The sequence below is a fragment of the Roseateles chitinivorans genome (assembly GCF_050632145.1).
GTDB lineage: Bacteria > Pseudomonadota > Gammaproteobacteria > Burkholderiales > Burkholderiaceae_C > Roseateles > Roseateles chitinivorans_B.
The window spans coordinates 3,232,455-3,256,100 of sequence record NZ_CP192577.1; the positions used below are offsets into that span (position 1 = coordinate 3,232,455).

The 23,646-nt window shown below is 67.5% G+C and carries 21 protein-coding genes and 1 pseudogene; 12 read left to right on the forward strand and 10 right to left on the reverse strand.

Annotated features, from left to right (window positions below; all coding sequences use genetic code 11):
• Window positions 1–48: 48 nt before the first annotated feature.
• The 3 genes and pseudogenes from ACQ86G_RS14910 to ACQ86G_RS14920 form a co-directional block, all read right to left on the reverse strand.
• Window positions 49–2,255 (reverse strand): annotated as a pseudogene (locus ACQ86G_RS14910) (sodium-translocating pyrophosphatase).
• Between the two features lie 234 nt (window positions 2,256–2,489).
• Entirely contained in the window at window positions 2,490–3,707 is a 1,218-nt protein-coding gene (locus ACQ86G_RS14915; protein ID WP_431261251.1) for a citrate synthase family protein, read from the reverse strand.
• 90 nt (window positions 3,708–3,797) lie between these two features.
• Entirely contained in the window at window positions 3,798–3,968 is a 171-nt protein-coding gene (locus tag ACQ86G_RS14920; protein ID WP_431261252.1) for a hypothetical protein, read from the reverse strand.
• Here ACQ86G_RS14920 and ACQ86G_RS14925 point away from each other — a divergent pair.
• The 4 genes from ACQ86G_RS14925 (at window position 3,958) to ACQ86G_RS14940 (ending at window position 8,132) form a co-directional block, all read left to right on the forward strand.
• Window positions 3,958–4,965, forward strand: coding sequence for a Bug family tripartite tricarboxylate transporter substrate binding protein (locus ACQ86G_RS14925; RefSeq protein WP_431261253.1), 1,008 nt, complete (start codon window positions 3,958–3,960; stop codon window positions 4,963–4,965). The genes ACQ86G_RS14920 and ACQ86G_RS14925 overlap by 11 nt on opposite strands.
• A gap of 34 nt (window positions 4,966–4,999) precedes the next feature.
• The gene (locus ACQ86G_RS14930; protein WP_431261254.1) at window positions 5,000–5,953 is read left to right on the forward strand and encodes a 2-hydroxyacid dehydrogenase; all 954 of its coding nucleotides are present in this window, start codon (window positions 5,000–5,002) and stop codon (window positions 5,951–5,953) included.
• A 158-nt stretch (window positions 5,954–6,111) separates the two neighbouring features.
• A complete protein-coding gene (ppa, locus tag ACQ86G_RS14935) occupies window positions 6,112–6,660 on the forward strand; it encodes an inorganic diphosphatase (RefSeq protein WP_067275699.1) in 549 nt (182 codons plus the stop codon).
• 227 nt (window positions 6,661–6,887) lie between these two features.
• Window positions 6,888–8,132 (forward strand): glycosyltransferase, encoded by a 1,245-nt coding sequence (locus ACQ86G_RS14940; RefSeq protein ID WP_431261255.1) that lies wholly within the window; start codon window positions 6,888–6,890, stop codon window positions 8,130–8,132.
• An 80-nt stretch (window positions 8,133–8,212) separates the two neighbouring features.
• Here the strand turns inward: ACQ86G_RS14940 and ACQ86G_RS14945 are convergent, their stop codons facing one another.
• Window positions 8,213–9,334, reverse strand: coding sequence for a GNAT family N-acetyltransferase (locus ACQ86G_RS14945; protein WP_431261406.1), 1,122 nt, complete (start codon window positions 9,332–9,334; stop codon window positions 8,213–8,215).
• Window positions 9,335–9,496: 162 nt separating this feature from the next.
• Between ACQ86G_RS14945 and ACQ86G_RS14950 the strand changes: the two genes are divergently transcribed.
• Both ACQ86G_RS14950 and ACQ86G_RS14955 read left to right on the forward strand, forming a co-directional pair.
• Window positions 9,497–11,602: an NAD(+) synthase gene (locus tag ACQ86G_RS14950; protein WP_431261256.1), complete on the forward strand. Its 2,106-nt coding sequence runs from the start codon at window positions 9,497–9,499 to the stop codon at window positions 11,600–11,602.
• A 100-nt stretch (window positions 11,603–11,702) separates the two neighbouring features.
• Entirely contained in the window at window positions 11,703–12,041 is a 339-nt protein-coding gene (locus tag ACQ86G_RS14955; protein ID WP_067275693.1) for a P-II family nitrogen regulator, read from the forward strand.
• 151 nt (window positions 12,042–12,192) lie between these two features.
• Here ACQ86G_RS14955 and ACQ86G_RS14960 read toward each other — a convergent pair whose 3' ends face one another.
• The 6 genes from ACQ86G_RS14960 to ACQ86G_RS14985 form a co-directional block, all read right to left on the reverse strand.
• Window positions 12,193–12,570, reverse strand: coding sequence for a diacylglycerol kinase (locus tag ACQ86G_RS14960; RefSeq protein WP_431261257.1), 378 nt, complete (start codon window positions 12,568–12,570; stop codon window positions 12,193–12,195).
• Window positions 12,571–12,610: 40 nt separating this feature from the next.
• Entirely contained in the window at window positions 12,611–13,162 is a 552-nt protein-coding gene (locus ACQ86G_RS14965; protein ID WP_431261258.1) for an RDD family protein, read from the reverse strand.
• Window positions 13,159–13,392: a hypothetical protein gene (locus ACQ86G_RS14970; protein WP_431261259.1), complete on the reverse strand. Its 234-nt coding sequence runs from the start codon at window positions 13,390–13,392 to the stop codon at window positions 13,159–13,161. The genes ACQ86G_RS14965 and ACQ86G_RS14970 overlap by 4 nt, the downstream gene beginning before the upstream one ends.
• Window positions 13,356–13,937: a DUF3106 domain-containing protein gene (locus tag ACQ86G_RS14975; RefSeq protein ID WP_431261260.1), complete on the reverse strand. Its 582-nt coding sequence runs from the start codon at window positions 13,935–13,937 to the stop codon at window positions 13,356–13,358. Before ACQ86G_RS14975 ends, ACQ86G_RS14970 begins: the two co-directional genes overlap by 37 nt.
• Window positions 13,938–14,035: 98 nt before the next feature.
• On the reverse strand, window positions 14,036–14,554 hold the full coding sequence (locus ACQ86G_RS14980) for a DUF3619 family protein (RefSeq protein WP_431261261.1): 519 nt from the start codon (window positions 14,552–14,554) through the stop codon (window positions 14,036–14,038).
• Window positions 14,551–15,117, reverse strand: a complete 567-nt coding sequence (locus ACQ86G_RS14985) for an RNA polymerase sigma factor (RefSeq protein ID WP_067275679.1) — start codon at window positions 15,115–15,117, stop codon at window positions 14,551–14,553. The genes ACQ86G_RS14980 and ACQ86G_RS14985 overlap by 4 nt, the downstream gene beginning before the upstream one ends.
• A gap of 281 nt (window positions 15,118–15,398) precedes the next feature.
• Here ACQ86G_RS14985 and ACQ86G_RS14990 point away from each other — a divergent pair, with 281 nt between their 5' ends.
• The 6 genes from ACQ86G_RS14990 (at window position 15,399) to ACQ86G_RS15015 (ending at window position 23,486) form a co-directional block, all read left to right on the forward strand.
• Window positions 15,399–17,195, forward strand: coding sequence for an acetolactate synthase 3 catalytic subunit (locus ACQ86G_RS14990; RefSeq protein WP_431261262.1), 1,797 nt, complete (start codon window positions 15,399–15,401; stop codon window positions 17,193–17,195).
• Between the two features lie 175 nt (window positions 17,196–17,370).
• On the forward strand, window positions 17,371–17,862 hold the full coding sequence (gene ilvN / locus ACQ86G_RS14995; protein WP_431261263.1) for an acetolactate synthase small subunit: 492 nt from the start codon (window positions 17,371–17,373) through the stop codon (window positions 17,860–17,862).
• 65 nt (window positions 17,863–17,927) lie between these two features.
• Window positions 17,928–18,944 (forward strand): ketol-acid reductoisomerase, encoded by a 1,017-nt coding sequence (gene ilvC / locus ACQ86G_RS15000; protein ID WP_331614336.1) that lies wholly within the window; start codon window positions 17,928–17,930, stop codon window positions 18,942–18,944.
• A gap of 92 nt (window positions 18,945–19,036) precedes the next feature.
• Window positions 19,037–19,885 (forward strand): CDP-diacylglycerol--serine O-phosphatidyltransferase, encoded by an 849-nt coding sequence (gene pssA / locus ACQ86G_RS15005; protein ID WP_431261264.1) that lies wholly within the window; start codon window positions 19,037–19,039, stop codon window positions 19,883–19,885.
• A 255-nt stretch (window positions 19,886–20,140) separates the two neighbouring features.
• Window positions 20,141–21,826 carry a 2-isopropylmalate synthase gene (gene leuA, locus ACQ86G_RS15010; RefSeq protein WP_431261265.1) on the forward strand — a complete coding sequence of 562 codons (1,686 nt, stop codon included), beginning with the start codon at window positions 20,141–20,143 and terminating at the stop codon, window positions 21,824–21,826.
• Between the two features lie 118 nt (window positions 21,827–21,944).
• A complete protein-coding gene (locus ACQ86G_RS15015) occupies window positions 21,945–23,486 on the forward strand; it encodes a 2-isopropylmalate synthase (RefSeq protein ID WP_431261266.1) in 1,542 nt (513 codons plus the stop codon).
• The last annotated feature ends 160 nt before the right edge of the window (window positions 23,487–23,646 follow it).

Here is a 23,646-nt window from a genome sequence, read left to right on the forward strand (position 1 = left end):
CCCAGTCGGCGTGATCGCTGCCTGCCGGTCAGGCCGTTTCCACGCGGTTCAGGGAGCGGACGCCGCGCTGGCCGCCTCCGTCGGGCCGCTGGCCACCGCATCCGGTACGCCGATGGGCGCGGAGACCGGCACGGACGCCTCGGGCGCCGGCGCGGTCAAGGCCGGCGGCGTGTGCGCCCCGGCCGCGGGTCCGCTGATGCCGGCCGCCGGCAGCAGCGGCACGATCAGCAGCGCGACGATGTTGATGATCTTGATCAGCGGGTTGACCGCGGGACCCGCCGTGTCCTTGTAGGGATCGCCGACGGTGTCGCCGGTGACGGCGGCCTTGTGGGCCTCCGAGCCCTTGCCGCCGTGGTGGCCGTCCTCGATGTACTTCTTGGCGTTGTCCCAGGCGCCGCCGCCCGTGCACATCGAGATGGCGACGAACAGCCCGGTGACGATCGTGCCCATCAGCAGTCCCCCAGCGCGGCCGGGCCGAGCAGCAGGCCGACCACGATCGGGACGATCACCGGCAGCAGCGACGGGACGATCATTTCCTTGATCGCCGCGGCGGTGAGCATGTCCACCGCGCGGCCGTACTCGGGCTTGGCGGTGCCTTCCATGATCCCCTTGATGTCGCGGAACTGGCGCCGCACTTCCTCGACGACAGAGCCCGCCGCGCGTCCCACCGCCTCCATCGCCATCGCGCCGAAGAGGTAGGGGATCAGCCCGCCGATGAACAGGCCGACGATGACCATGTGGTTGCTCAGGTCGAAGCTGACCGACAGGCCCTGCTGCTCGAGCGCATGGGTGTAGTCGGCGAAGAGCACCAGCGCCGCCAGACCCGCGGACCCGATCGCGTAGCCCTTGGTCACGGCCTTGGTGGTGTTGCCGACGGCATCCAGCGGATCGGTGATGTCGCGCACGCTGGCGGGCAGGTCGGCCATCTCGGCGATGCCGCCGGCGTTGTCGGTGATCGGGCCGTAGGCGTCGAGCGCCACCACGATGCCCGCCATGCTGAGCATGGCCGTGGCCGCGATCGCGATGCCGTAGAGACCGGCCAGCTTGAAGGCCACCAGGATCGCGACGCAGACGAACAGCACCGGCCACGCGGTGGAGCGCATGGACACGCCCAGCCCCGCGATGATGTTGGTGCCGTGACCGGTGGTCGAGGCCTGCGCCACGTGCTGCACCGGCTTGTAGTCGGTGCCGGTGTAGTACTCGGTGATCCACACCATCGCCGCGGTCAGCAGCAGCCCGACCAGGCAGGACAGGAAGAGGGCGGTCGCGCCGATGGTCTGTCCGCCGGGCAGGGTCAGGTCCTGCGGGAACAGCGCGCGGGTGATGAACCAGAACGCGATCGCCGAGAGCACGCCCGCGACGACCAGGCCCTTGTAGAGTGCCGGCATCACGTTCTTCATGCCCGGGCTAGCCTTGACGAAGCTGCAGCCGATGATGGAGGCGATGATGGACGCGCCGCCCAGCACCAGCGGATACACGATGGCCGCGATGGACATGCCGCCGAAGGTCAGTGCCGCCAGCGCCATCGTGGCGATCAGCGTGACCGCATAGGTCTCGAAGAGGTCGGCCGCCATGCCGGCGCAGTCGCCGACGTTGTCGCCGACGTTGTCGGCGATGACCGCGGGGTTGCGGGGATCGTCCTCGGGGATGCCTGCCTCGACCTTGCCGACGAGGTCGGCGCCGACGTCGGCCCCCTTGGTGAAGATGCCGCCGCCCAGCCGCGCGAAGATCGAGATCAGCGAGGAGCCGAAGGCCAGTCCCAGCATCGGCTTGAGCGTCTGGCTGTCGACGCGCGTGCCGCTGTCGCTGACCCACATGAAGAACAGGCCCACGCCGAGCAGGCCCAGCCCCACGACCAGCATGCCGGTGATGGCGCCGCCCTTGAACGCGACGTTGAGCGCCGGCCCGATGCCTTGCGTCGCCGCCTGCGCGGTGCGCACGTTGGCCCGGACCGAGACGTTCATGCCGATGAAGCCGCAGCCGCCCGACAGCACCGCGCCGATGAAGAAGCCGATGGCCGACTTCCAGTCCAGCGCAAAGCCGATCAGGAGGCCGAGCACGACGCCGACGATCGCGATGGTGCGGTACTGCCGCGCCAGGTAGGCCGCGGCGCCCTGCTGGATCGCGCCCGCGATCTCCTGCATGCGAGGATTGCCGGGGTCCTGGCTCAGGATCCAGCTGCGTTGGATAAAGCCGTAGAGCACCGCCGCCAGCCCGCAGGCCAGCGCGAAGTACAGCGCCAAACTCGTCGACATAAGGTTGTCTCCTCTCGCTGATTCTTTGATCCGTGAGACGGTTCCATCCAGCGGGCGCCGGGCCTGCGCGCACGCAACAGCAACAGTCCGTCGATCGATGCTAAGCCCGTGAATAGTGCATGGCATGAGCGTTTACCAGCGGATTCACGCGCTTTGCAAGGCGGGTGTCAGGCTTTGCAGGGGCGAGCGCCAGCAGCAGGGCAACAACTGGCCCCGGGCATGTCATCTGCCCCGTCAGCGCTTGCGACGTTCCTTGCGGGGATCGACCGGGCCCGCAGCGCTCGGGCCGATGTAGCGGCCGCGCGGACGGATCACCGAGTCGATGGCGAGCTGCTCCATGCTGTGAGCCAGGAGGCCGACGCTGCGCGCGATCGCGAAGGTCGCGAACCCGGCGTCCGGCGGCAGCTTGTAACGCGCGACGAGCGCGGCCAGCGCCACGTCCATCGACGGCGGCAGACCGGTCAGCGCGACGACGCGCTCGATCAGGCGGGCGATCGCGGCGGGCGGCTTGAAGTCCGCCATCAGCGACGCCGCACGCGGATCACCGTCCGGATAGATGTGGTGGCCGAAGCCGGGCAGCGGCATCGCTGAGGCCAGATAGCGGTCGACGACGGCATCGGCACCGTTGCGCTCGACCTCGTCGAACAGCGTGCGCACGCGCCCCGAGGCGTCGCCGTGCAGCGGGCCGGAGAAGGTCGTCAGTCCCGCGAGCAGGCACGCCGGCAGCGAGGCGCCGGTGGACGCGGTGATGCGCGCGGAGAAGGCGGAGCTGGTGATCTCATGATCCGCCGCCAGGACCAGCGTCTTGCGCAGCAACGCGGCCACCGCGCGCGGTTGGCCCCAACCGCGCGCGAGGCGCTCGTGCAGCGGCAGCGCCTCGTCGTCCGAAGCGCCGAAGGCGACGGCCAGACGACCGACCAGCGCTGACGCCTCCTCGATCAGCACGCGCGGCAGGCGGCCGCGCGTCGAATGTCCGGTGGCGGTGAGCGTCGCCAGCTCGGCGAACGCGCGGGCGCGGCCGTTCGGCAGCGCGGCGACGACGTCGAGCGCGGCGCGCGACGGCGAGCCCGATGTGACCGCAGGGCGCGGGAACGACGGCGGCCTCTCGACGTTCCACAGCAGCCGCGCCGCGTCCTCCAAGGTCGCGGTCTCGGCGAGTTCGACGACGTCGACGCCGCGGTAGAAGGGGCGTCCGCCCGAGAAGGTCGAGACCGCCGTCGGGATGCTGGGTTCGGCGCCGAACAGCGTCGTCGCCGCGAGCGTCTCGCGCGTGCGCCCCGTCTCCTTGCGGCGCACCAGCGCCTTCACGTCCTCGGCGCGGTACAGGCTGCGACGCGAGTCCTGCGGATCGGGTTCGACACCGATGCGCCCGCGGCTCACGTAGGCGTAGATCGTCTGCGCACGCACGCCCAGCGCGTCGCGTGCTTCATCCAGGGTCATCCAGGCAGCCATCGGGTGGAGTCTCGTGTCGTTGATGCAATCAATGTATTCATCAACATGAATCATGTCCACGTCCCGACGACCACCTGTCATGTGATCGATTCAGTCGAATGAGTAGCGAATCCGGTTTTCAGATTGATATTGATCATCAATATTGACCGGTTGTTTTCGCGCTGCCAGCATGAGTTCACGCGACATCGACGGAGACCGCCCAGAAGCCTCCGCGACGCCGCCCTCATGCCCCATCCATGGAGACAACCGCATGAACTGCATCCATCGCTTCCCGCCGGTACGACGCCGGACCCCGCTTGCCTTTGCTGGCGCCGCCGCCTTCGTGTTGGTCGCGTCCTCGTCGTCCTTCGGTGCTCTCGCGCAGGGCGAAGCCTTCCCGTCCAAGGCGATCACGCTCGTGGTCGGCTCCAGCCCCGGCAGCACCACCGACGGCCTGGCGCGCGCCATCGGCGCGGAGATCACCGCCGCGACCAAGGTGCCGGTGATCGTCGAGAACAAGGCCGGCGCCAGTGGCGGCATCGCCGCCCAGGCGGTGGCCCGATCGGCCGCCGACGGCTACACGCTGTTCATCACGACCAACACGACGCAGGCCGCCAATCCGCATCTGTTCCGCAAGCTCGCGTACGACCCGGTGAAGGACTTCGCGCCGGTGGGCGCACTGGTGAAGGGCTACCTGCTGCTGGTGACGAATCCGCGCATCCAGGCACGCAACGTCACCGAGCTCAGCGCGATCGCGAAGAAGCAGCAGCTCACCTTCGGCGCGGGCAGTTCGTCGGCGCGCGTGGCGGCGGAGCTGTTCCAGCAGATGACGCAGACGCAGCTGACCTATGTGCCCTACAAGGCCAATCCGCAGGCGATGGTCGACCTGGTCGGCGGTCAGGTCGATCTGATGATCGTGGACCTGACCACCAGCCTGCCGCAGGTGAAGGCGGGCAAGCTCAAGGCGCTGGGCGTGAGCAGCCCCAGGCGTTCGCCGCTGGTGCCTGACCTGCCGACGATCGCCGAGGCCGGCCTGCCCGGCTACGAGATCAGCTACTGGAACGCGGTCTACGCGCCCGCTGGCACGCCGGCGCCCGTCGTCGAGCGCATCAACGCGCTGATGCAGAAGGCGATGACCGCGGAGCCGGTCAAGCGCTTCGTCGAGCAGAACGGCATGGAGCCGTTCACGTCGACGCCGGCGGAACTCGCCAGCTTCCAGGCCGCCGAATACAAGCGCTGGGGCGCCGTCATCAAGACGGCCGGCATCCAGCCCGAATGACATCTTCCCGATCCTTCCTGAAGTAGAGAGCGCCATGAAGCCGAACATCCTCCAACTCAACCCCATCCTCGTGCCCGCGATCAACGCGGAGCTGGACACGCTGTACACGATGCACCGCCTGTTCGAGCAGACCGATCCGGACGCTTATATCGCCACGCATGGCGCGGCGATGCGCGGCGTGATCACCGGTGGCCATACCGGCATCTCGCGGTCGATGATGGAGCGGCTGCCGGCGCTGGAGGTCGTCGCGGTGAACGGCGTCGGCACGGACGCCGTGGACATCGAGTACGCGCGATCGCGCAAGCTGCCGGTGACCGGCACCTTCGGCGCGCTGACCGAGGACGTCGCCGACATGGCGCTGGCGCTGCTGCTGGCGACGGCGCGCAATGTCGCCTCGGTGGACCGCTTCGTGCGCGGCGGCCTGTGGCCGAAGTTCCCGCAGCCGAACGCGATCCCGTTGGCGCGACGCGTGAGCGGGATGCGCGTGGGCATCGTGGGTCTGGGGCGCGTCGGCCGCGCGGTGGCGGAGCGCGTCGCCGCCTTCGGCTGCCCGGTCCGCTACACCGATCTGAAGGAGTTCGCCGGCGTGCCATGGGCGTTCGAGGCCGATCTCGTCCAGCTGGCCCGCGACAGCGATGCGCTGATCGTCTGCGCCGCGGCGGACAAGGCCCGAGACCTGATCGATGCGCCGGTGCTGGAGGCGATCGGGCCGCGTGGCTTCCTGATCAACGTCGCGCGCGGACGTCTGGTGAAGGAGTCCGACCTCGTGAAGGCGCTGCAGGAGAAGCGCATCGCCGGCGCGGGGCTGGACGTCTTCGCCGACGAGCCGAACGTGCCGCCGGCGCTGCTGGATCTCGACAACGTCGTGCTGCAGGCGCATCGCGCCAGCGCGACCGAGGAGACCCGCGCCGCGATGGGCCGGATGGTGCTGGAGAGCCTGGCGCAGGCGCTGGCCGGCCAGCGGCCGGCGCACAGCCTGACGACCTGAGCCTGGCGTCAGGTCGTGGAATGGCGATGGCAGGCGTCCGAGGTCACGACGAGAGACCGCGATGGAAGAGGGCGTCAGGCCGTGTTCAGGCGACCCTCTAGAATCGCGGCTTCTCCGGATCGCTCCGGAATCCCTCGCATTCACCGCTGTCCACCACCATGAGCCTGCACAAAGTCACCCCCGGCGCGAAGGCGCCCGAGCAGTTCAACGTCGTCATCGAGATCCCGATGAACGCCGACCCGATCAAGTACGAGGTCGACAAGGAAAGCGGCGCGCTGTTCGTCGACCGCTTCATGACGACGGCGATGCACTACCCGTGCAACTACGGCTACGTGCCGCAGACGCTGGCCGACGACGGCGATCCGGTCGACGTGCTGGTGATCACGCCCTTCCCGCTGACCCCGGGCGTGGTGGTGACCTGCCGCGCCATCGGCGTGCTGCAGATGGACGACGAAGCCGGCGGCGACGCCAAGCTGCTGGCCGTCCCGACCACCAAGATCCTGCCGATCTACGAGCACTGGACCAAGCCCGAGGACATCAACCAGATGCGCCTGAAGGCGATCCAGCATTTCTTCGAGCACTACAAGGACCTCGAAGCCGGCAAGTGGGTGAAGGTCAAGGGCTGGGAAGGCCCGGAAGCCGCCAAGAAGGAAATCACCGACGGCATGGCCAACTACGCCAAGGCCGAGCAGGCCGCGAAGGCTTGATCATCCGGCCGCAACGCCCGGCCTGAGCGGGTCTCAGGCAGGCCCGCCGCCTCACGACAAGCGCCCCACAGGGCGCTTTTTCGTTTCTGACCGCAAGAATGTCCGCTTGGCAAACACGATGCCATGACGGTGCGTTACAACTGAGATGTCCCCGCTTTGGGGATTGACGTTGTGTGCTGGTGCGTGCGGCACCAAAATGGGCGACCTCACCACGGAAGTCTCGTCACGTGAAAGTCGCCTACCTGCTCAATCACTATCCCAAGGTCAGCCACACCTTCATCCGCCGGGAGATCCTGGCCCTGGAGCAGCAGGGCGTGCCCGTGATGCGGCTGGCGGTCCGGGGCTGGGACGATGCCGCGCCGGACCCCACCGACCAGGACGAGAAGTCCCGCACCCATTACCTGCTGCGCGGTGGTGTCGGTCCGCTGCTGAAGGCGATGGCGCGTCAGGCGCTGACCTCGCCGGCGAAGTTCCTGTCCGCGCTGGCCCTGACGGTCAAGCTCGGCCGCCGCGCCGACCGGCCCCTGCCCGTGCACTTCATCTACCTGGCGGAGGCCTGCCTGGCCGTGCCGCTGTTGCGCGCCGAGGGCGTGAACCACGTGCATGCGCACTTCGGGACCAATGCGACCGAGGTGGCCGCGTTGATCGAGGCGCTGGGCGGTCCCGGCTACAGCTTCACCTGCCACGGCTCCGAGGAGTTCGACCGGCCCGAGATGCTGCATCTGGGCGAGAAGATCCGCCGCTCGCGTTTCGTCGTCGCGATCTCGTCGTTCTGCCGCAGCCAGATCTACCGCTGGGTGGACCACTCGCACTGGTCCAAGGTGCCGATCGTGCCTTGCGGCGTCGAGCCCGCGTTCCATGAGACGGCCGCCGCGCCGGCCAGCGGACGTCGCCTGCTGGCCGTCGGCCGGCTGTGCGAGCAGAAGGGCCACCTGTTGATGCTGGAGGCGGCGGCGCTGGTCGCGGCGAAGGGCATCGATTTCGAACTGGTGCTGGCCGGCGACGGCGAGCTGCGTGAGCCGGTCGAGGCGCGCATCGATGCACTGCGTCTGCGCGATCGCGTGCGCATCACCGGCTGGATCAGCAGCGACCAGGTGCGCGAGGAGATGCTCGCGTCGCGGGCGCTGGTGGTGTCGAGCTTCGCGGAGGGCCTGCCGGTGGTGGTGATGGAGTCGATGGCCTTGAGCCGTCCGGTCATCAGCACCGCGATCGCGGCGATTCCGGAGCTGGTCCGCCCCGAGAACGGCTGGCTGGTGCCGGCGGGTGATCCTCAACCGCTGGCGCAGGCCATGATCGACTGCCTGCAGCTCGACGATGCCGAACTCCAGCGCATGGGCGAAGCCGCCCGCGTGCGCGTGCTGGCGCGGCACGACATCGACGATGCGGCGACGAAGCTGGCCAAGCTCTTCCGCGAGCATGCCGGCGAGGCCGTGCGGACGCAGCCTCGCCTGGTGACGTCGACGACCGGTTGAGCCATCGGGCCGCCGCGCCCGATTCGTGCGCCGACGCGTGCGCCGCGCGTGCGTCCTCCGCCGACCGCCCGACAAGCCCGTCAATCGACGGGCTTGTCGCTTTTGAACGGCTGATGCTGTTCCAGTTCGTCGATGTACTCGTTCATCGCCTCGCCCTCCTGCGTCAGGAAGTCGGCGACGGCCTCGCGGAACTGCGGATGCGCGAGCCAGTGCGCCGAGTACGTGGCGACCGGCATCAGCCCGCGGGCCATCTTGTGTTCCCCCTGCGCGCCGCCTTCGAAGCGGCGCCAGCCGTTCTCCAGGCACCACGTCAGCGGCTGGTAGTAGCACGCATCGAAGTGGAGGTTGGGGATGTAGCGTGTCGAGCCCCAGTAGCGCCCGTAGGCCGCGCGCTGCGATTCGTCGATCGCCACCAGTGACGCGGCCACGCGTTCGCCCGCGGCATCCCGCGCCACGAACATCAGCCAGTGCTCAGGCATGTCCGCAGCCATCCGCGCGAAGAAGTCGCGCGTCAGGTACGGCTTGTTGCGATGCGCCAGGTAGGTCAGCGTGTAGCACTCATAGAAGAAGTCCCAGTCCTCGGCGGTGATCGCCGCGCCGCGCAGCGGCTCGAAGCGGATGCCGGCCTCGACGACCTTGCGCTGCTCCTGCTGGATCTTCTTGCGCTTCTCGCGCTGCAGCGTTGCGAGGTAGTCGGCGAACGGACGCGGCACGCCGTCGCCGGTCCAGTGGAACTGCACCTGCTGACGCGCGAGCCAGTCGTCGCCGGTGAGCGCGCGCTGGTCCTGGTCGTCGCCGAACAGCACGTGCACCGAGGAGAGTTCCGAGCGCGCCGTCAACGCCCGCAAGGCCTTCACGAGCCACTCGCGGGCGGCGGCGTCTTTCGCCAGCAGGCGGCTGCCCGGCACCGGCGTGAATGGCACCGCGACCAGCAGCTTGGGGTAGTACGCGAGTCCGTGCCGTTCGTAGGCGTCGGCCCAGGCCCAGTCGAAGACGTATTCACCGTACGAGTGGCCCTTGAGGTAGGCCGGGCAGGCCGCGATCAGTTCGTTGCCGTCCCACACGCTGAGGAACTGCGCCTGCCAGCCCTTCTTCGGTACGGCGGAACCGGACGCGTGCATCGCCGCCAGGTACTCGAGCTTCATGAACGGCGACGGCAGTGGCGAGGCGGCGAGCAGCGCGTTCCATTGATCGCGGGGCAGCGCGGCGGGATCGTCGTCGACGCGGATCAGCGGCTGGGCGACGTCGTGCTCGTGCTCGTGCTCGGGGGCGTCGGCGGAGGGGAAGGCGAGGGCGGGGGAGTCATGCGCGGCAAATCTTAGGCGCAAGCTCAAACCCTTCGCTTTGATGGCAGGATGCTCCCCATGCAAGCGACGACGACTTCCTCCCCGACCGGCCCTGCGACCTTGCCTCAGGCCGCCCCGTCCTTCGACAACCTCTACGTCCACGACTTCGCCCGCATCGCCGTCGGCATCCCGCTGTGCCGCGTGGCCGATCCGGCCTTCAACGGCGAGCAGACCGCGCAGCTGCTGCGCGAGGCCGCCGCGGACGGTGCCGCGGTCGCGGCGTTCCCCGAGCTCGGCCTGGCCGCGTACACGAGCGATGACCTGTTCCATCAGCGCCCGCTGCTGGACGGCTGCGAGGCGGCGCTGGCGCATCTGCTGACGGTGTCCCGCGACCTGCCTACCGTCGCGATCGTCGGCCTGCCGCTGCGCATCGAGCACCGGCTGTTCAACTGCGCCGTCGTGTTCCAGCGCGGCCGGTTGCTGGCTGTGCTGCCCAAGACCTACCTGCCCAACTACGGCGAGTTCTACGAGGCCCGCCAGTTCAACGCCGCCGACGAGGCGATCTCCGAGGAGATCACGCTGCTGGGCCAGCGCGTGGCCTTCGGCACGCGGCTCGTGATCGCGGCGATCGACCAGCCGCTGCTGCGCCTGCACGTCGAGATCTGCGAAGACGTCTGGACGCCCATCCCGCCGTCGTCGTATGCCGCGCTGGCGGGCGCGACCGTGCTCGTCAACCTGTCGGCCTCCAACATCACGGTCGGCAAGTCGGGCTATCGCCATCAGCTCGTCGGCCAGCAGTCGGCGCGCTGCCTGGCGGCCTATGTCTACACCTCCGCCGGCGCGGGCGAGTCCAGCACCGACCTCGCCTGGGACGGCCAGGCGCTGGTCTACGAGAACGGCAGCTTCCTCGCCGAGAGCGAGCGGTTCCAGCGCCGCTCGCAGCTCGTGTCGGCCGACGTGGACCTGGAGCGGCTGTCGCGGGAGCGGATGCGGCAGACGAGCTTCGGCGATTCGGTGCGGCATCACGCGCCGTTGCTGAAGACCTTCCGCACGGTCGAGTTCGAGCTCGGCCTGGATCGCACGCAAGCGCTGCCGCTGCGCCGTCGCATCGAGCGTTTCCCGTATGTGCCGTCGGACCGTCAGCGCCGCGACGAGCGCTGCAACGAGGTCTTCCAGATCCAGGTCCAGGCGCTGGTGCAGCGGCTCGTGTCCAGCGGCATCCACAAACTGGTACTCGGCATCTCGGGCGGACTGGACTCGACGCATGCCTTGCTCGTCGCCGCGCGCGCGATGGACCAGATGGGCTGGCCGCGGACGAACATCCTCGGCGTCACGATGCCGGGCTTTGCCACAGGCACGCGCACACGCGACCAGGCCCTGCGGCTGATGCGCGAGATCGGCTGCGAGGCGCGTGAGATCGACATCCGGCCGAGCTGCGAGCAGATGCTCAAGGACCTCGGACACCCGTACGCCGCCGGCGAGCCGGTCTATGACGTGACCTTCGAGAACGTCCAGGCGGGCGAGCGCACCAGCCACCTGTTCCGCCTGGCCAACCACACCGGCGCGCTGGTGCTCGGCACGGGCGACCTGAGCGAACTCGCGCTCGGCTGGTGCACCTACGGCGTCGGCGACCACATGTCGCACTACAACGTGAACGCGTCGGTGCCCAAGACGCTGATCCAGTACCTGGTGCGGTGGGTCGCGGAGACGAAGCAGCTCGGGGCGTCGGGACAGGAGGTGCTGTTCGACATCCTGAACACGGAGATCAGCCCCGAGCTCGTGCCGCAGGATGCGCGCGTGGAGGGCTCTGGGCTCCAGAGCACCGAGGACAAGATCGGGCGCTACGAGCTGCAGGACTTCAACCTCTTCTACACGATCCGCCATGGCTACTCGCCGGCCAAGATCGCGTTCCTGGCGCGTCACGCCTGGGGCGACAAGGCGCGCGGCGAGTGGCCCGACGGCGAACACGTCCAGCGCAACGAGTATCCGCTGGCCGAGATCAAGCGCGTGCTGCGGATCTTCGTCAGCCGCTTCTTCCGCGGCAGCCAGTTCAAGCGCAGCTGCGTGCCCAACGGGCCGAAGGTGGGCAGCGGCGGGTCGCTGTCGCCGCGCGGCGACTGGCGCGCGCCCAGCGATTCCGAGCCGGCCGTGTGGCTGGCCGACCTGGACCGTATCCCGGATTGATGCGATGACTCCCTTCTCCAAAGGCGGGCGTCCGATTGAAACGATCCGTGCTTAAATCGAAACCAGACTTGCCCGCCAATCCCCTTTCCGGAGCCCTGTGATGAAACAGATCACCGCCATCATCAAACCGTTCAAGCTCGACGAAGTCCGCGAAGCCCTGGCCGAGGTCGGCGCGTCCGGCCTGACCGTCACGGAAGTGAAGGGCTTCGGCCGCCAGAAGGGTCACACCGAGCTGTACCGCGGCGCCGAATACGTGGTCGACTTCCTGCCGAAGGTGAAGGTCGAGGTCGTCGTGAAGGACGATGAGGTGGAACGCTCCATCGACGCCATCCTGAAGGCCGCCAAGACCGGCAAGATCGGCGACGGCAAGATCTTCGTCACCGCCGTGGAGCAGGTCATCCGCATCCGCACCGGCGAACAGGACGAAGCCGCGGTCTGACCGCGCGGGACCCCGACGGGTCCTCGAGATGCAGCAAGGGCGGACGCCGGTGGTGTCCGCCCTTTCTCATTCAAGCATTCATTCAAGCATTCATTCAAGCGTCCATTCAGGCGCTAGTGAGCGCCTTGGCCGCCGGGCCGTCGACGTGGCGTCAGCGCAGGTGCTGCCAGAGGGCCGCCGCCCAGATGCCGCCGGCCAGCACCAGCGACAGCAGCACGGCGGCGCTGGCGATGTCCTTGGCGCGCTTGCTGAGGTCGTGCAATTCGAAGGACACGCGGTCGACGACCGCTTCGACCGCCGAGTTCAGCAGCTCGACGATCAGCACCAGGATCAGCGAGCCGGCCAGCAGCGCGACCTGCACCCAGTCCCGTCCGACCCAGAAGGCCAGCGGAATGCCGATGATGGTCAGCCAGGTCTCCTGGCGGAAGGCGCTCTCGCCGCGGTAGGCGGCGCGCAGGCCGGCCCAGGAGTAACCGGCGGCGTGCAGGATGCGATCCAGGCCGGTACGGCCCTTGTGGGGGTTGCTCATCGTCGGAAGCGGCGCAGGAGATCGGAAGGGGTCGGGGCGGTCAGGAGTCGGCCGGCAGCGCGGTCGTCTGCTTCGGGCGAGGCGGCGGCAGCTGCGTGATCAGGCGGGTGCCGCAGATCACGTCGTGCAGGAACTGGCGCTGCGGATGCAGCCGGGCCAGCAGCAGGTAGCCGGCGATGCCGGCGAACATCGTGCCGAAGATCGCGCCGGTGCTCCGGTCCAGGCCCAGCAGGTGCACGCTGGCCAGCGCCGGCAGGAACCAGAGCCAGGCGGCGAGGTAACGCGCCGTGGCCCGTGCCTGCGTCAGCGGGCGACCGTGGGCGTCGACGACGCGCAGGTGCCAGGCCCGCATGGCCACGGTCTGGCCGCCGCGCGACCAGAACCAGATGAAATAGATGCCCAGCACCAGGAACAGGAAGGCTTGCAGGCCGTGTTGCCCGACCAGCGCGTTGCGCTGCTGGGTGAGGGTGGAGTACAGCCAGCCGGCAATGAAGACGACGCCGAACAGAACGACGCCTTCATAGATGAAGGCGGCGAGGCGGCGCATCAGGCCCGGCGGAGGGACGTCGCCGGCAACGGGTGCGGAGGTCATCCGGCCAGTTTAGCGGCTGGCCGGGTCGCGTCGGGGAGCAGCGTGTCCGGGTCGAGCTTCGCGTCGCGCGGCGAGCGGATCGGCCGGCCGGGGGCCGCGCTGGCGCCGGGCAGCGGCGGCTCGGCGCGCTGCGTCATCAGCACCGTGGTCGCGCCAGGCAGGGCCTGGACGATCGTCGGGCCGGTCGACGCGGTCAGCGGGGTGCGCTGGATCGGCGCCTTCGCCCGCATGGGGGCGGGGGAGCATCGCGGCCGGCCGCTGATGCCTTCTCGGCGGCGCGTTCAACCAGGCGCTGGCGCTTCTCCGGAGAGAGGGCCTGGTAGGCATCCCACTTCTCGCGCATCTTCGTTTCCTGTTCAGGTGTGCGAAGCTCGCTGGCATGCTGGTAACCGATGCGGGCGCGCTGGCGTTCCGACGGCGACATCCGGGTCCACTCGACCATGCGTTCGCGCAGGCGCTGCTGGTGCTCGGCCGGCAGCGTCGGATAACGGGCGGCGATCTCCAGCCACTTGCCCTTGCGGGCGCCGTCGAGCTGGTCCCATTCCTTGGCCAGGGGCGCCAGGGCTTCCTTCTGCGATGCGCTCAGCGAAGCCCAGGTCTGGCTGCTGATCAAGGTGCTGGACGGGGTGGTCGGCGCGATGGATCTCGCCGGCGACGAGGCGCGCGGCGCGGTGATCTTCGCGCCACCATCGACCGGCGCGGAAGCGGCGGAGTCCTGGGCCGAGACTGTCGTGGCGCCGGACGCGAGCGCGCCGCAGGCGACGACCAGACCCATGCGACGCACCCAGCGGCGCGAGGCGGAAAGATCAGAAGAAACGCCCGGATGGCCCGTCAGGAGCGAGAGAAGTCGGAGGGAACTGGCCACGCACCGCCTCACTGCGACGATTTGGCTTCGTCGGATTTCTCGCCGTCGGTCGCGCCGTTCGGGTTGTTGGGGTCGGTCTGGTCCTCGTTCAGGTATTCGCGGAAGCCCGGATCGCTGTACGCCGCCGGCGGCAGCGGCTTGGAGAGCATCTCGGTGTCGAGTTCGGCCGCGCTGCGGATCTGCTCGTACCACTGGCTGTGCTGGATCAGCAGCAGGCCGCCCAGCAGCAGGGCCAGCGGCAGCAGCGTCGCGGCCTTTCTCCAGCGCGGCGTCTTCTCCCCGCCGCCCAGGGCCAGCGTGCCGCCGCCCATCTGGCGGGCGTCGGAAGCAGTCTGCGCGGGCGCCGCGGCGCGCGCGGCCATCGCCTTGGCGAGCGCCTGCTCACGTGCGAAGCGCAGTCGTTCCTGGATATCGCCGGACAGGGTCTCGCTCTGCTCGGTCAGACCCGCGGCCACCCGAAGGCCGAAACGGGTCACGCGCGCGTCCGCTTCCAGCGGCAGCGGCATTCCTGGCGTGTTCTTCTTCATAGCGAGATTCCCTTGGCTTTCAGCGTTTTGGCCAGCGCATGCACGGCGCGGGAGCAGTGTGTCTTCACGCTGCCCTCCGAGCAACCCATGACCGCTGCCGTTTCGGCGACGTCGAGTTCCTCCCAGTAACGCAGCAGGAAGGCTTCCCGTTGACGTGCTGGCAAAGCTGCAACTTCCTGTTCGATCGCGGCCAGCACCTGGACGCGCGACACCTCGTCCGCAGCCGACAGCGCCCCCATGGATCCTTCCCGCGTCTCCAGCGATTCCAGCAGGTCGAAGTCGTCGCCGGGATCGGCGCCCTCGAAGTCCGACAGGTTGCTGAACAGCGCGTTGCGCACCTTCTGCCGCCGGAACCAGTCCATCGTCGCGTTGGACAGGATGCGCTGGAACAGCAGGGGCAGCTCCGCCGCCGGCCGGTCGAAATACTTCTCGGCCAACCGGATCATGGCGTCCTGGACGATGTCCAGCGCGGCGTCCTCGTCTCGAACCATGTAGACCGTGCGCTTGAAGGCGCGGCGATCGGCGGTCTTGAGAAAGTCGTTGAGTTCTTTGTCTGTGGCCAAGGGCTGGCGCCGTCAGAGGGCGATCTGGGTCGGGGTCGAAGACGGTCTAGCGGGCAAAACGGCGCGGATTATCGCATCAGCGCTACAGACTGCCATCGATTCCGGAGGCCTGCGGGTTTGCGTGCATAATCGGCGGCTCGCACACCGCATTTTCTGTCTCAAGTAGGCCGCCCAACCGGGGCGCCCCTGTTTTTGACGCGACGTTTCAAGTCCGCTTCACAAGAGCGAGAGGAGAAGCACCGATGGTTTTTCGTCAGAGAAAAAACTCAGAGGTTCGACATATGGACATGTCTGCCGCGGACATCAAACGTGCAGCGATCACGGAAGCTCGCTCACAACCGCACCCCCATTCCGTCAGTTCCGGTCAGGAACTGAATGGCTCCGAAATCCTGGTTCAGAGTCTTCAGGCCGAAGGCGTGAAGTTCCTCTGGGGCTATCCAGGCGGTGCCGTCCTCTACATCTACGACGCGCTCTACAAGCAGGACGCCATCCAGCACGTGCTGGTACGTCACGAGCAGGCCGCCGTCCATGCCGCCGACGGCTACGCCCGGGCGACCGGCGAAGTCGGCGTCGCGCTGGTGACCTCCGGTCCCGGCGTCACGAACGCGATCACCGGCATCGCGACGGCGTACATGGACTCGATCCCGATGGTGATCATCACCGGACAGGTCCCGACGCCCGCCATCGGCCTCGACGCCTTCCAGGAATGCGACACCGTCGGCATCACGCGCCCGATCGTCAAGCACAACTTCCTGGTCAAGGACGTGCGCGACCTCGCGACGACGCTGAAGAAGGCGTTCCACATCGCGCGCACCGGCCGTCCCGGCCCGGTCGTGGTGGACATCCCGAAGGACGTCTCGCTCAACCGCGCCGCGTTCCACTACCCGGAGCGCGTCGAGATGCGCTCCTACAACCCGGTGAAGAAGGGCCACAGCGGGCAGATCCGCAAGGCGGTCCAGCTGCTGATGGGGGCCAAGCGGCCTTACATCTACACCGGTGGCGGCGTGATCCTGGGCGAGGCCACGGCGGAACTGCGCCAGCTGGTCGAGCTGCTGGGCTACCCCTGCACGAACACGCTGATGGGTCTGGGCGCGATGCCCGGCAGCGATCCGCGTTTCCTGGGCATGCTGGGCATGCACGGCACCTACGAAGCCAACATGACGATGCAGCACTGCGATGTGCTGCTGGCCGTCGGTGCGCGCTTCGACGACCGCGTGATCGGCAACCCGAAGCACTTCTCGTCGGTCGATCGCAAGATCATCCACATCGACATCGATCCGTCGTCGATCTCCAAGCGCGTGCGCGTGGACATCCCGATCGTCGGCGACGTCAAGGACGTGCTGCAGGAACTGATCGCGCAGATCAAGGAAGCGCAGGCCAGACCCGACGCCGATTCGATCAACGCCTGGTGGAGCCAGATCAACGACTGGCGCAAGCGCGACTGCCTGGCCTACAAGCAGTCCAGCGAGGTCATCAAGCCGCAGTACGTCCTCGAGACGCTGTGGAACCTGACCCGCGACCGCGATGCCTACTTCACCTCGGATGTCGGCCAGCACCAGATGTGGGCGGCCCAGTTCCTTCGCTTCAACGAGCCGCGTCGCTGGATCAACTCCGGCGGCCTGGGCACGATGGGCGTGGGCCTGCCGTACGCGATGGGCATCAAGCTGGCGAAGCCGGAGTCGGATGTGTTCTGCATCACCGGCGAGGGCAGCATCCAGATGAACATCCAGGAACTGTCCACCTGCCAGCAGTACAAGACGCCTGTGAAGGTGGTCTCGCTGAACAACCGCTACCTGGGCATGGTGCGGCAGTGGCAGGAGCTGGACTACGGCAAGCGCTACTCGCACAGCTACATGGATGCGCTGCCCGACTTCGTCAAGCTGGCCGAGGCCTACGGGCACGTCGGCTTGCTGGTGGAGAAGCCCTCGGATGTGGAGCCCGCACTGCGGGAGGCGATGCGCTTGAAGGACCGCACCGTCTTCATCGACGTGCGCACCGATCCGACCGAGAACGTCTGGCCGATGGTGCAGGCGGGCAAGGGCATCTCCGAGATGCTGCTGGGGTCCGAGGACCTCTGAGACCGATGACGGCCCGAAGCCGTCCGGCGTGACGCGCGTTACCGCGCGCCTCGCGACCGGCGGCGGACGGCCCGAATCGCTCAGGGCGAACCGGCCTGATTCCTAGATCGAAGAGCGTGGCCAAGGGCCGACCGGTTACCGCCGGCGGTCTGAAGAGCGCGAAGGACGAGATTCCATGAAACACATCATTGCTTTGCTCATCGAGAACGAGCCGGGGGCGCTGTCGCGCGTCGTCGCGCTGTTCTCCGCCCGGGGCTACAACATCGAGAGCCTGACCGTGGCGCCGACGGAAGACCCGTCGCTGTCCCGGATGACCATCGTCACCAGCGGCAGCGACGACGTGATCGAGCAGATCACCAAGCACCTGAACCGGCTGATCGAGGTCGTCAAGGTCGTTGACCTGACCGAGGGCCGCTACATCGAGCGCGAGCTCATGCTGATCAAGGTGCGCGCCGTCGGCAAGGAGCGCGAGGAGCTCAAGCGCACCGCCGACATCTTCCGCGGCCACGTCATCGACGTCACCGAGAAGACCTACACGATCGAGCTGACCGGCGACGCCGGCAAGCTCGACGCCTTCATCGATGCGATCGACCGCAGCGCGATCCTCGAGACGGTGCGCACCGGCACCAGCGGCATCGGCCGTGGCGAGCGCATCCTGCGCGTCTGAGCGCCGCGACCACTGAACACCCTTCACCGAACAACCCCTGACCTGTTTTCCCCGGAGAGACCATCATGAACGTGTATTACGACAAGGACGCCGACCTCAGCCTGATCAAGGGCAAGAACGTCACCATCATCGGCTACGGCTCACAAGGCCACGCCCATGCCCAGAACCTGAACGAGAGCGGCGTGAAGGTCACCGTCGGGCTGCGCCGTGCCGGCGCGTCCTGGGCCAAGGCGGAAGGCGCCGGCCTGAAGGTTGCCGAGATCGCCGACGCGGTGAAGGCCGCCGACGTGGTCATGATCCTGCTGCCCGACGAGCAGATCGCCGACGTGTACAAGAAGGAAGTCGAGCCCAACATCAAGCAGGGCGCGTCGCTGGCCTTCGCCCACGGCTTCAACGTCCATTACGGCCAGGTGCAGCCGCGCGAGGACCTGGACGTGTGGATGGTCGCCCCGAAGGCCCCGGGCCACACGGTGCGCAACACCTACAAGCAGGGCGGCGGCGTGCCCCACCTGATCGCCGTCTACGCCGACAAGACCGGCAAGGCGCGTGACCTGGCCCTGAGCTACGCGGCCGCGAACGGCGGCGGCAAGGCCGGCATCATCCAGACCTCGTTCCGCGAAGAGACCGAGACCGACCTGTTTGGCGAGCAGGCCGTGCTGTGCGGCGGTGCCGTCGAGCTGATCAAGGCGGGCTTCGAGACGCTGACCGAAGCCGGTTACGCGCCCGAAATGGCCTACTTCGAGTGCCTGCACGAGCTCAAGCTGATCGTCGACCTGATCTATGAAGGCGGCATCGCCAACATGAACTACTCGATCTCCAACAACGCGGAGTACGGCGAGTACGTGACCGGCCCGCGCGTGGTGACCGCCGCGACCAAGGACGCGATGCGCCAGTGCCTGAAGGACATCCAGACCGGCGAGTACGCCAAGTCCTTCATCCTGGAGAACAAGGCCGGCGCCCCGACGCTGATCAGCCGCCGCCGCCTGACCGCCGAGCACCCGATCGAGCAGGTCGGCGAGCAGCTGCGCGCGATGATGCCGTGGATCAAGGCCAACAAGCTGGTCGACAAGTCCAAGAACTGATCCGCGCAGATCGCGTCAGATCAATCCAGAAGGCCGCGCGGGTCGCACCGCGCGGCCTTTTCCATTGATGCAGTGAGTTATCCTCGCGCCCCATGAATTCGACCGAAAACAAGAGCGTGGACCTGCTCGACGAGGATGAGGCGGACAGCCTCGACGCCCCGCAGCGCCCGCGCCACAAGGGCATCTACCTGTTGCCCAACCTCTTCACGCTGGCGGCGCTGTTCAGCGGCTTCTATGCGATCGTGATGGGCATCGGCGGCCGCTTCGAGCAGTCCGTCTACGGCATCTTCGCGGCGATGGTCCTCGACAGCCTGGACGGGCGCGTCGCGCGCATGACCAACACGCAGAGCACCTTCGGCGAGCAGATGGACTCGCTGTCCGACATGGTCTCCTTCGGCGCCGCGCCGGCGCTGATCATGTACTCCTGGGCGCTGCAGGGATTGGGCAAGTGGGGCTGGTTCGCCGCCTTCGTCTACATCGCCGGCGCCGCGCTGCGTCTCGCGCGCTTCAACACGAACATCGGGGTCGTGGACCGGCGCTTCTTCCAGGGGGTGCCCAGCCCGGCCGCTGCCGCACTGGTGATGAGCCTGATCTGGGCGCTCGACAGCGCCGGCTACAAGGACATCCACCACGACCCCGCGCTGGCGTGGCTGGCCTTCGGCTTCACGCTCTACGCGGGTCTGACGATGGTGACCAACGCACCGTTCTACAGCTTCAAGGACATCACCTTCAAGCGCTCGGTGCCCTTCATCGTGCTGGTCGTGATCATGCTGGCCATCGCGGCGATCAACATCGACCCGCCGCGGGTGCTGTTCGGCGTCTTCTGCGCGTACGGCATCTCGGGTTACATCGTCTACGCGGTCCGGCGCGCCAAGGGCAAGCCAGCCAGCGTGATCGCGATGTCCACCGATGAACCCGATGAAGCGGGCCTTCACCGATAGCGAATGCTTGGGGCGCGGTCATTCGTCCATGGGCGTTGACGTTCCCCGCGCCGCGCCCCTATATTCAACAGCTATGACGTCCCCGGCCCGAATTGCGCTGCTACTACTAGGTGACCTTCGGGTTCGCTAGATCGCGCACGTCCGTCCATCCAGACGCTCATCCCAGATCAACGGCCCGAATGCAACTCGCAACGGGCCGTTCCTGTTTCTGGAGAGTCTGCGAGTTGCGCCCCCTGAACCCACAGGAACGCTCTCATGCTCAAGCAACCGCAGACCAAGTACCGCGCCTTCGCCCCCATCGCCTTGCCGGACCGCCGCTGGCCCGACGTGCAGATCACGAAGGCGCCGCTGTGGCTGAGCACCGACCTGCGAGACGGCAATCAGGCCCTCATCGAGCCGATGGACCCCGAGCGCAAGCTGCGCATGTTCCAGATGCTGGTGAAGATCGGATTCAAGGAGATTGAGGTCGGTTTCCCATCCGCGTCGCAGACTGACTTCGACTTCGTGCGGCTGCTGATCGAGCAGGGCCACATTCCCGACGACGTGACGATCCAGGTCCTGACGCAGGCGCGCCAGCCGTTGATCGAACGCACCTTCGAATCACTGGTCGGCGCCAAGCGGGCGGTCGTCCACCTGTACAACGCCGTCGCGCCGGTGATGCGTCGCGTCGTGCTGGGCATGAGCGAGGACGAGATCGTCGACCTGGCCGTCACCCATACGCGGATGATCCGCGAGTTCGCCGACAAGCAGCCGGAGACGGACTTCCGCTTCGAATATTCGCCGGAGATGTTCTCCAGCGCCGAACTGAGCTTCTCCAAGCGCGTCGTCGACGCAGTGACGGCAGCCTGGGGCGCGACCCCGGAGCGCAAGATCATCATCAACCTGCCGTCGACGGTCGAGCACTCCACGCCGAACCTGTTCGCCGACATGATCGAGTGGATGGGCCGCAACGTCGCACAACGTGACTGCATCGTGCTGTCCGTGCATCCGCACAACGACCGCGGCACCGGCACGGCTGCCGCCGAGCTGTCGATCATGGCCGGCGCGGATCGCCTTGAAGGCTGCCTCTTCGGCAACGGCGAGCGCACCGGCAACCTGGACCTGGTGAACGTCGCGCTCAACCTGTACACGCAGGGCGTGCATCCGGCGCTGGATTTCTCCGACATCGACGAGATCCGCCGCTGCGTCGAGCACTGCAATCAGCTGCCGGTGCATCCGCGCCATCCGTACGTCGGTGAGCTGGTCTACACCTCGTTCTCCGGCTCGCACCAGGACGCGATCAAGAAGGCCTTCGCCGCGCGCAAGGAAGGCGACGTCTGGGAAATTCCATACCTGCCGATCGACCCGAAGGACTTGGGCCGCAGCTACGAGGCGGTGATCCGCGTCAACAGCCAGTCGGGCAAGGGCGGCATCTCCTACCTGCTCGAGGCTGAATATGGCATCGAACTGCCGCGCCGCCTGCAGATCGAGTTCAGCCAGATCGTCCAGGGCGTGATGGACACGAACGGCAAGGAACTGGGCGCGGCCGACCTGTGGCGGATCTTCGACCGCGAGTACGGCGTGAAGCAGGCGCCGTCGCTGCACCCGCAGATCGACACCGCCGAGGACGGCCAGACCCGCGTCCAGGCGCAGGCCGACCTGTGCGTGCGCATGGTCAAGATCGACGGCCAGGGCAAGGGACCGATCGACGCGTTCGTCGAGGGCCTGAACAAGCTGCTGAAGACGCAGGTGCGGGTGTTGGACTACCACGAGCACGCGATGGGCAGCGGCGCCGACGCGCAGGCGGTGGCCTACCTGGAGCTGCGGGTGGGCGAGGCGACGCTGTTCGGCGTCGGCATGGACGGCAACATCGCCTCGGCCTCGCTGAAGGCGATCGTCTCCGGACTGCGTCGCGCCTCGCAGCGCGGTGTGCTGAAGCTCGCCGACCGCGTCGCGGTGTGACGTGCCGCGGCGGCCCGCCGGGGTCGCCGCGACTGCGTCATCGCGCCACCGTTGCCCACCTAAACTCGCTCATCGGGCCGCTCCGGCCCGCGGCCCGCCACCGCAAGGAAGCCCCGTCATGTCCGACCATCTGATCATTTTCGACACCACGCTGCGCGATGGTGAGCAATCGCCCGGCGCGTCCATGACCAAGGACGAGAAGCTGCGCATCGCGCGGCAACTGGAACGGCTGAAGGTGGACGTGATCGAGGCCGGTTTCGCGGCGGCGAGCCAGGGCGACTTCGAGGCGGTCAAGGCGATTGCCGACGCCGTCCGTGACAGCACGATCTGCTCGCTCGCCCGGGCCAACGACCGCGACATCGCCCGTGCCGCCGAGGCGCTCAAGGGCGCGGCGCGCGCCCGCATCCATACGTTCATCGCCACCAGCGAACTCCACATGGAGAAGAAGCTGCGCATGACCCGCGATCAGGTCCTGGAGCAGGCGACCCAGGCCGTGCGTTTCGCCCGCAACCTGACCGACGACATCGAGTTCTCGCCCGAGGACGGTTACCGCTCCGACCCGGAGTTCCTCGCCCGCGTGGTCGAGGCGGTGATCCGCGAGGGCGCGCGCACCATCAACATCCCCGATACCGTCGGCTACGCGATCCCGGAGCTTTACGGCCAGTTCATCAAGACGCTGCGTGAGCGCGTACCGAACTCCGACCAGGCGATCTGGAGCGTCCACTGCCACAACGATCTGGGCATGGCGGTGGCGAACTCGTTGGCCGGCGTGAAGATCGGTGGCGCCCGCCAGGTGGAATGCACCATCAACGGCCTGGGCGAGCGGGCCGGCAACTGCTCGCTGGAGGAGGTCGTGATGGCGGTGAAGACGCGCCGCGACTATTTCGGGTTGGATGTGCGGGTGGATCCGTCGCAGATCGTGCCGGCGTCGAAGCTGGTCTCGCAGACCACCGGTTTCGTGATCCAGCCGAACAAGGCGGTGGTCGGCGCCAACGCCTTCGCGCATGCGTCCGGCATCCACCAGGACGGCGTGCTGAAGGCGCGCGACACCTACGAGATCATGCGCGCCGAGGACGTCGGCTGGAGCGCCAACAAGATCGTGCTGGGCAAGCTGTCGGGGCGCAACGCGTTCAAGCAGCGGCTGCAGGAGCTGGGCGTGGTGCTGGAGTCGGAGGCCGAGATCAACGCCGCCTTCGTCCGGTTCAAGGACCTGGCCGACCGCAAGTCGGAGATCTTCGACGAGGACATCATCGCGCTGGTGATGGATGAGTCGGTCACCCAGGTCCAGGAACATTACCGGTTGGTGGCGCTGGCGCAGCGCTCGGAAACCGGCGAGCGGCCCCAGGCGCAGGTGGTCTTCGCCGAGGGCGAGACGGAGCATCGCACCGAGAGCGACGGCAACGGTCCGGTGGACGCGGTGCTCAAGGCCATCGAGAGCAAGGTTCAAAGTGGGGCGGAAATGCTGCTGTATTCCGTCAGTGCGATCACCAGCGGCAGCACAGAATCGCAGGGCGAAGTCACGGTGCGCCTGCAACATGCGGGGCGCGTGGTGAACGGCGTGGGGGCAGATCCCGATATCGTGGTCGCTTCCGCCAAAGCATATTTGAGCGCTCTGAACAAGTTGCAGAGCAAGACGGAGCGGGTCGCCGCCCAAGGTTGACAGGACAGCGCACGCGGCGCCCATGGCCGCGTCGGATGGCACGGATTCAGGTACTTTAAGAGCCTGCGTTAAGTCATTGATCTTGCCGGTCTTTCAGCGATCCCCTAAACTCGCGCCCACTGACCTGGGGACTGGATTGAAGACCATTGCGACATTGCTG

What these genes read in the sequence shown, in the direction of transcription:
- ACQ86G_RS14915 (WP_431261251.1), bottom strand. Translation starts at nt 3,707, where the DNA reads ATGGCTGCCTGGATGACCCTGGATGAAGCACGCGACGCGCTGGGCGTG.
- ACQ86G_RS14925 (WP_431261253.1), top strand. Translation starts at nt 3,958, where the DNA reads ATGAACTGCATCCATCGCTTCCCGCCGGTACGACGCCGGACCCCGCTT.
- ACQ86G_RS14920 (WP_431261252.1), bottom strand. Translation starts at nt 3,968, where the DNA reads ATGCAGTTCATGCGGTTGTCTCCATGGATGGGGCATGAGGGCGGCGTC.
- ACQ86G_RS14930 (WP_431261254.1), top strand. Translation starts at nt 5,000, where the DNA reads ATGAAGCCGAACATCCTCCAACTCAACCCCATCCTCGTGCCCGCGATC.
- ppa (WP_067275699.1), top strand. Translation starts at nt 6,112, where the DNA reads ATGAGCCTGCACAAAGTCACCCCCGGCGCGAAGGCGCCCGAGCAGTTC.
- ACQ86G_RS14950 (WP_431261256.1), top strand. Translation starts at nt 9,497, where the DNA reads ATGCAAGCGACGACGACTTCCTCCCCGACCGGCCCTGCGACCTTGCCT.
- ACQ86G_RS14955 (WP_067275693.1), top strand. Translation starts at nt 11,703, where the DNA reads ATGAAACAGATCACCGCCATCATCAAACCGTTCAAGCTCGACGAAGTC.
- ACQ86G_RS14960 (WP_431261257.1), bottom strand. Translation starts at nt 12,570, where the DNA reads ATGAGCAACCCCCACAAGGGCCGTACCGGCCTGGATCGCATCCTGCAC.
- ACQ86G_RS14965 (WP_431261258.1), bottom strand. Translation starts at nt 13,162, where the DNA reads ATGACCTCCGCACCCGTTGCCGGCGACGTCCCTCCGCCGGGCCTGATG.
- ACQ86G_RS14970 (WP_431261259.1), bottom strand. Translation starts at nt 13,392, where the DNA reads ATGCGGGCGAAGGCGCCGATCCAGCGCACCCCGCTGACCGCGTCGACC.
- ACQ86G_RS14975 (WP_431261260.1), bottom strand. Translation starts at nt 13,937, where the DNA reads ATGGGTCTGGTCGTCGCCTGCGGCGCGCTCGCGTCCGGCGCCACGACA.
- ACQ86G_RS14980 (WP_431261261.1), bottom strand. Translation starts at nt 14,554, where the DNA reads ATGAAGAAGAACACGCCAGGAATGCCGCTGCCGCTGGAAGCGGACGCG.
- ACQ86G_RS14990 (WP_431261262.1), top strand. Translation starts at nt 15,399, where the DNA reads ATGGACATGTCTGCCGCGGACATCAAACGTGCAGCGATCACGGAAGCT.
- ilvN (WP_431261263.1), top strand. Translation starts at nt 17,371, where the DNA reads ATGAAACACATCATTGCTTTGCTCATCGAGAACGAGCCGGGGGCGCTG.
- ilvC (WP_331614336.1), top strand. Translation starts at nt 17,928, where the DNA reads ATGAACGTGTATTACGACAAGGACGCCGACCTCAGCCTGATCAAGGGC.
- pssA (WP_431261264.1), top strand. Translation starts at nt 19,037, where the DNA reads ATGAATTCGACCGAAAACAAGAGCGTGGACCTGCTCGACGAGGATGAG.
- leuA (WP_431261265.1), top strand. Translation starts at nt 20,141, where the DNA reads ATGCTCAAGCAACCGCAGACCAAGTACCGCGCCTTCGCCCCCATCGCC.
- ACQ86G_RS15015 (WP_431261266.1), top strand. Translation starts at nt 21,945, where the DNA reads ATGTCCGACCATCTGATCATTTTCGACACCACGCTGCGCGATGGTGAG.